Here is a 6464-nt window from a genome sequence, read left to right as displayed (position 1 = left end):
GGCGGAGCCCCACGGGGGTGCGGGGCGGAGCCCCGCGAGCCCCCGCCCCGCCCGGCTACGCGCCCGGGGTGTCCTCGCCCGGTTCCTCCGGCGGGGCCTCCGGAGGCGGCGGCGACACCGGCGGCTGCGGCTTAGGGGGCCGGGGGAGCCCCCCGCTCGTGTCCCGCAGGTACGAACCGTCGCCCGGCTCCGCCGACGGCGACGCGGGATCCCGCCGCCGCAGATACCGCTCGAACTCCCGCGCGATCGCGTCCCCCGACGCCTCCGGCAGGTCCGCCGTGTCCCGCGCCTCCTCCAGCGTCTGCACGTACTCCGCCACCTCGCTGTCCTCGGCGGCCAGTTGGTCCACGCCCAGCTGCCACGCCCGCGCGTCCTCCGGCAGCTCGCCCAGCGGGATCCTGATGTCGATCAGGTCCTCCAGCCGGTTCAGCAGCGCCAGCGTCGCCTTCGGGTTCGGCGGCTGCGACACGTAGTGCGGCACCGCCGCCCACAGCGACACCGCCGGCACGCCCGCGTGCGTACACGCCTCCTGCAGGATCCCCACGATCCCCGTGGGGCCCTCGTACTTGGTCTCCTCCAGGTCCATCGTCCGCGCCAGGTCCGCGTCCGAGGTGACCCCGCTCACCGGCACCGGCCGGGTGTGCGGGGTGTCCCCGAGCAGCGCCCCGAGGATGACGACCATCTCCACGCCCAGCTCGTGCGCGAAGCCCAGGATCTCGTTGCAGAACGACCGCCACCGCATGGACGGTTCGATCCCGCGCACCAGCACCAGGTCCCGCGGCTTGGCGCCGCCGATGCGGACCACCGACAGCCGGGTCGTCGGCCACGTGATCTTCCGTACCCCGTTGTCCAGCCATACCGTCGGCCGGTTGACCTGGAAGTCGTAGTAGTCCTCGGCGTCCAGAGCCGCGAAGACCTCGCCCTTCCACTCCCGGTCCAGGTGTGCGACCGCACCGGAGGCCGCGTCACCCGCGTCGTTCCAGCCCTCGAACGCGGCCACCATGACCGGGTCGATCAGCTCGGGCACGCCCTCAAGCTCGATCACCCAGGTCTCCTTCCGAAGTTCCTTGCGTACGTGGGCCAGCCTAAGCCTTGAGGGCACACCGGCCACAGCCCACGACAGAGGGGCGGTTCCCCTCGGAACCGCCCCTCTTCCCCACCTGCGTGACAGCTATGCCTTACGGCCCAGCATCTCCTCGACACGGGCCTTCACCGCGTCGTCGTCCAGACCGCGGATCGTGACCGTCGTACGGCGGCGCAGCACGTCGTCGACCGTCTCGGCCCACTCGTGGTCCCGGGCGTACGCGACCTGCGCCCAGATCTCCGGACCGTCCGGGTGGATGCGCTCGGCCAGCGCCGGGTCCTCGTTCGCCAGACGGGCGATGTCGAAGGCCAGCGAGCCGTAGTGCGAGGCCAGGTGGCGGGCGGTCAGCGGGTCCATCCGGGTGCCCGGCTCACGGTCCACGAGCAGCCGGTGCGCGACCGCGTTGGGGTTGGCGACACCGGGCAGCGGGACCCGGCGCACCAGGGACTTCACCGGCTCCATGTCCTCGGTCAGCGGGCTGCCCGGGAGCTTCGCCAGCTTGTCCATCACCACACGGCCGATGTGGCGGTACGTCGTCCACTTGCCGCCGGCCACGGACAGCATGCCGCCCGCGCCCTCGGAGACCACCGTCTCGCGCTTGGCCTTCTCCACCCCGCCGGGGCCGCCGGGCAGCACCCGCAGGCCCGCGAAGGCGTAGGTCATCAGCGAGCGGTCGAGGTCGGCGTCCTTCACCGAGAAGGCCGCCTCGTCCAGGATCTGCTGGATGTCGGACTCGGTGGCGCGCACGTCCGCCGGGTCCCCCTCGTACACCTCGTCGGTGGTGCCGAGCAGCAGCTGGTCCTCCCACGGGAGGGCGAAGGTGATGCGGTACTTGTCGATCGGGGTGGCCATGGCGGCCTTCCACGGCGACTTGCGCTTCATGACGATGTGCGCGCCCTTGGACAGGCGGATCGACGGCAGCGCGTGCTTGTCCTCCATGCGCCGCAGGTGGTCCACCCACGGGCCGGTGGCGTTGAGTACGACACGGGCGTCGACCCCGAACTCGGTGCCGTCGAGGCGGTCCTTGAGCTCGGCGCCGGTGACCCGGCCGCCGGTCTTGCGCAGCCCGGTGACCTCGGCGTGGTTGAGGACCACCGCGCCCGACTCGACGGCCGCGCGGACCGTCATGACGGCCACGCGGGAGTCGTTCATCTGGTGGTCGTAGTAGACCGCGACGGCCTTGAGGTTGTCGGTCTTCAGACCGGGGTTGTCGGCGACGGCACGCGCCGGGGATATGACCTTGCCCATGCCGTCACCGAAGGCCGAGAGGGCGGAGTAGGCGAAGACGCCCGCGCCCAGCTTGGCCGCACCCACCGGACCGCCCTTGTAGACCGGCAGGTAGAAGGTGAGCGGGTTGACCAGGTGCGGGGCCACGTCCTTGGCCAGCACCCGCCGCTCGTGGTGGTTCTCCGCCACCAGCTTGACCGCGCCGGTCTGCAGGTAGCGAAGACCGCCGTGGACGAGCTTGGAGGAGGCCGAGGAGGTGGCGCCGGCGAAGTCGCCGGCGTCCACCATGGCAACCCGCAGGCCCGACTGCGCGGCGTGCCAGGCCACCGAGGTGCCCAGGATTCCACCACCGATGACCAGCAGGTCGTACGTGGCCTTCGCCAGCTGCTCGCGGGTCTCGGCACGGCTCGCGTTCGCGCCGGCGGTCGGGTGCGTACCCAGGGCGGGAACGCTCTGCAGGGTGCTCATATTTCTTTCAGCTCCTCGTCGATTGACTCAGCTGTGACGGTGCGGTCAGCTGGCGTCTTCGTCGTCGACCCAGCCCATGGACCGCTCCACGGCCTTGAGCCAGCTCTTGTACTCGCGCTCCCGCTGCTCGGCGGGCATCCGCGGGGTCCACTCCGCCGCGCGGCGCCAGTTGGCGCGCAGGGCGTCGGTGTCGGGCCAGAAGCCGACGGCCAGGCCGGCGGCGTAGGCGGCGCCGAGGCAGGTGGTCTCGGCGACCATCGGACGGACCACGGGGGCGTCCAGGAAGTCCGAGAGCGTCTGCATCAGCAGGTTGTTGGAGGTCATGCCGCCGTCGACCTTGAGGGCCGCGAGCTCCACGCCCGAGTCCTTGGTCATGGCGTCGGTGATCTCGCGGGTCTGCCAGGCGGTGGCCTCCAGGACGGCACGGGCGATGTGCGCCTTGGTGACGTACCGGGTGAGGCCGGCGATCACACCGCGGGCGTCGGAGCGCCAGTACGGGGCGAACAGGCCGGAGAAGGCCGGTACGAAGTAGGTGCCGCCGTTGTCCTCCACGGAGGAGGCCAGGGTCTCGATCTCGGCCGCGGACTTGATCAGACCCATCTGGTCGCGCATCCACTGGACGAGCGAGCCGGTGACGGCGATGGAGCCCTCCAGGGCGTAGACCGGCTTCTGGTCGCCGATCTGGTAGCCGACCGTGGTCAGCAGGCCGCTGTAGGAGTTGATCAGCTTGTCGCCGGTGTTCATCAGCATGAACGTGCCGGTGCCGTACGTGGACTTCGCCTCGCCCTCGGCGAAACAGGTCTGGCCGAACAGGGCGGCCTGCTGGTCACCGAGCGCCGAGGCGACCGGGACACCGGCGAGGACGCCGTCCTTGACGTGGCCGTAGACCTCGGCGGAGGACTTGATCTCCGGGAGGACGTTGAGCGGGACGCCCATCGACTCCGCGATCTTCTCGTCCCAGGCCAGGGTGTGCAGGTTCATCAGCATGGTGCGCGAGGCGTTGGTGACGTCCGTGACGTGCACACCGCCCTCGGCGCCACCGGTGAGGTTCCAGATGACCCAGGAGTCCATGGTGCCGAAGAGGATGTCCCCGGCCTCGGCGCGCTCGCGCAGGCCCTCGACGTTGTCGAGCAGCCAGCGGACCTTCGGGCCGGCGAAGTAGCTCGCCAGCGGCAGGCCGGTCTCGCGGCGGAAGCGGTCCTGGCCGACGTTGCGGCCGAGCTCGCGGCACAGGGCGTCGGTACGGGTGTCCTGCCAGACCAGCGCGTTGTGCACGGGCTCGCCGGTGTGGCGGTCCCAGAGCAGGGTGGTCTCGCGCTGGTTGGTGATGCCGACGGCCTTGACGTCCGCGGCGGTGATCTCGGCCTTGGCGATGGCCCCGGCGACGACCTCCTGGACGTTGGTCCAGATCTCGTTGGCGTCGTGCTCGACCCAGCCCGGCTTCGGGAAGATCTGCTCGTGCTCCTTCTGGTCGACGCCGACGATGCGGCCGTCGCGGTCGAAGACGATGCAGCGGGAAGAGGTGGTGCCCTGGTCGATCGCGGCGATGAAGGGGCCGGTGCTCGTGGTCATAGTGGCTGCTCCTGGCAGATCGGGTGAGGAGGCGAATCAGGAGGGCGGTGCGGATCTTGCGATCGTTCCGGTACTGCTGATCAGGCGAACGCGATGTTGTAGAGACCACCGGCGAGCACGGCGCCGACGAGCGGGCCGACCACCGGGATCCAGGAGTAACCCCAGTCGGAGCCGCCCTTGTTGGGCAGCGGCAGCAGGGCGTGCACGATGCGCGGGCCGAGGTCGCGCACCGGGTTGATGGCGTAGCCGGTCGGGCCGCCGAGGGAGAGGCCGATACCGACGACCACGAAGGAGGTGATCAGGACTCCGATGACGCCGAGGCCCTTGCCGTCGTCCTGGAGGCCCTGGGTCAGGATCGCCAGGATCAGGACGGCGGTGCCGATGATCTCCGTCGCGAGGTTCTGCACGACATTACGGATCTCGGGGCCGGTGGAGAAGACACCGAGCACCGGGCCGGCCACGTCGTGCGGGTGCGGGTCCTCCGGGCCGAGCGTGGCGTCGCGGATGTGCTCCGGGTCGGACAGGTGGACGCGGAACTGCCCGTAGTAGGTGATCCACATCAGGACCGCGCCGAGCATGGCGCCCAGCAGCTGGCCGGCGAAGTAGACGGGGGTGTCGCCCCACTCGCCGGTCTTGACGGCGAGGCCGACGGTGACCGCCGGGTTCAGGTGGGCCCCGGACAGCGGCGCGGAGACGTAGGCGGCGATCAGTACGGCGAATCCCCAGCCGAACGTGATGGCGAGCCAGCCCGCGTTGCGTGCCTTGGAGCTCTTGAGCGTCACTGCGGCGCAGACGCCACCGCCGAGAAGGGTGAGCAGGGCGGTACCGATGGTCTCGCCGATGAAGATGTCGGAGCTGGACACCCGCGACTCCTTTGTACGTCCAGGGGTGGGCGGACACCGGGTCCCTCCGGTGGTTCCGCGCACTCGGTGAGTGCTGCACCGGTCCGTGGCCTTGTCGCATCCTAGCGCGTATTGCCGGTAGGTGTTCGACAATGTCGACCGGTGAACGGCAGTTTTCCGCCCAGATGAAGAACGCGTCAAGAGTCGGTCCGGTCAAGGTGTCGGATCGTTACCACGCGAGGGGATCAGCCAAAACCGGCCATACGAAGGTCGGGATATGGCGAAAAGTGGGCAGAAAGAGGCCCAGGGGCAGCCGGAGGCTGCTAAAGGAAGCTCAGAACCGGCCTGCGCCGAGATCGCGTGAAACCGACCGCGCACAGTCCCGTACGGACGCCACCAGGGCCGCACGGGGCTCCCCGGCCTCCCCGCAGACCCGCTCCACGGCACCCGCCACCGCCACCGCGCCCACCGGCATCCGCCGCCGGTCGTGGATCGGCGCCGCCACCGAGGCGATGCCCTCCCAGGTCTCCTCCACGTCCGCGGCCCAGCCGCGCGCCCGCGTGAGGTCCAGGATCTCCTCGAAACCGCCGCCGTCGGTGACCGTGCGCGGGGTGAACGACTCGCGCTCCACCTCCAGCGCCTGGGTGTGCGCCACCGGGTCGTACGCGGACAGCACCTTGCCCAGGGCCGTCGAGTGCAGCGGCTGCATCGCGCCCACCTCCAGCACCTGGCGGCTGTCGTCGGGCCGGAACACGTGGTGCATGATCAGCACCCCGCTCTGGTGCAGCACGCCCACGTACACGCTCTCGCCGCTCGCCCGGGCCAGATCATCCGTCCAGACCAGCGCGCGGGCCCGCAGCTCGTGCACGTCGAGATAGCTGTTGCCCAGCCGCAGCAGCTCCGCGCCCAGCTGGTAGCGGCCGGAGGCCGGGTCCTGCTCCACGAAGCCCTCCGCCTGGAGGGTGCGCAGGATGCCGTGGGCGGTGCCCTTGGCCAGGCCCAGCGAGGACGCCACGTCCGAGAGCCCCAGCCGGCGCTCGCCGCCCGCCAGGAGTCGCAGCATCGCAGCGGCTCGTTCGAGCGACTGGATGTTCCGTGCCATCGCGCAGCCTCCTGCTGACCTTCGGTATTACTGACCATCTTGACGCGGTTCGACAATGCTGAACAGTATCGGTCGATGTCGACCTTGCGCACCGTCGGAGATCTGTTCGCCGCACCACCGCCGGGTCACCCGCGGGTACGCCCTCCCGCCACAGAATGCAGTCCGCCAC

At 70.4% G+C, this 6464-nt stretch carries 5 protein-coding genes; all 5 read right to left on the bottom strand.

Annotated features, from left to right (window positions below):
* Positions 1-55: 55 nt before the first annotated feature.
* The gene (locus ABZ873_RS23160; RefSeq protein ID WP_360875247.1) at positions 56-1045 is read right to left on the bottom strand and encodes a PAC2 family protein; all 990 of its coding nucleotides are present in this window, start codon (positions 1043-1045) and stop codon (positions 56-58) included.
* Positions 1046-1171: 126 nt separating this feature from the next.
* Positions 1172-2779, bottom strand: a complete 1608-nt coding sequence (locus tag ABZ873_RS23155; RefSeq protein ID WP_360875244.1) for a glycerol-3-phosphate dehydrogenase/oxidase — start codon at positions 2777-2779, stop codon at positions 1172-1174.
* 45 nt (positions 2780-2824) lie between these two features.
* Positions 2825-4351 (bottom strand): glycerol kinase GlpK, encoded by a 1527-nt coding sequence (glpK, locus tag ABZ873_RS23150; RefSeq protein WP_360875241.1) that lies wholly within the window; start codon positions 4349-4351, stop codon positions 2825-2827.
* An 80-nt stretch (positions 4352-4431) separates the two neighbouring features.
* A complete protein-coding gene (locus tag ABZ873_RS23145) occupies positions 4432-5214 on the bottom strand; it encodes an MIP/aquaporin family protein (RefSeq protein WP_360875238.1) in 783 nt (260 codons plus the stop codon).
* Positions 5215-5527: 313 nt separating this feature from the next.
* Entirely contained in the window at positions 5528-6295 is a 768-nt protein-coding gene (locus tag ABZ873_RS23140; RefSeq protein ID WP_360875235.1) for an IclR family transcriptional regulator, read from the bottom strand.
* Between the last annotated feature and the right edge of the window lie 169 nt (positions 6296-6464).

Origin of the sequence: Streptomyces sp. NPDC047014 (assembly GCF_040644195.1) — a bacterium.
GTDB lineage: Bacteria > Actinomycetota > Actinomycetes > Streptomycetales > Streptomycetaceae > Streptomyces.
This window is presented reverse-complemented; position numbering and strand designations above follow the sequence as displayed.

Coding starts and splice junctions, on each gene's coding strand:
- glpK (WP_360875241.1), bottom strand. CDS start 4,351: ATGACCACGAGCACCGGCCCCTTCATCGCCGCGATCGACCAGGGCACC.
- ABZ873_RS23140 (WP_360875235.1), bottom strand. CDS start 6,295: ATGGCACGGAACATCCAGTCGCTCGAACGAGCCGCTGCGATGCTGCGA.
- ABZ873_RS23155 (WP_360875244.1), bottom strand. CDS start 2,779: ATGAGCACCCTGCAGAGCGTTCCCGCCCTGGGTACGCACCCGACCGCC.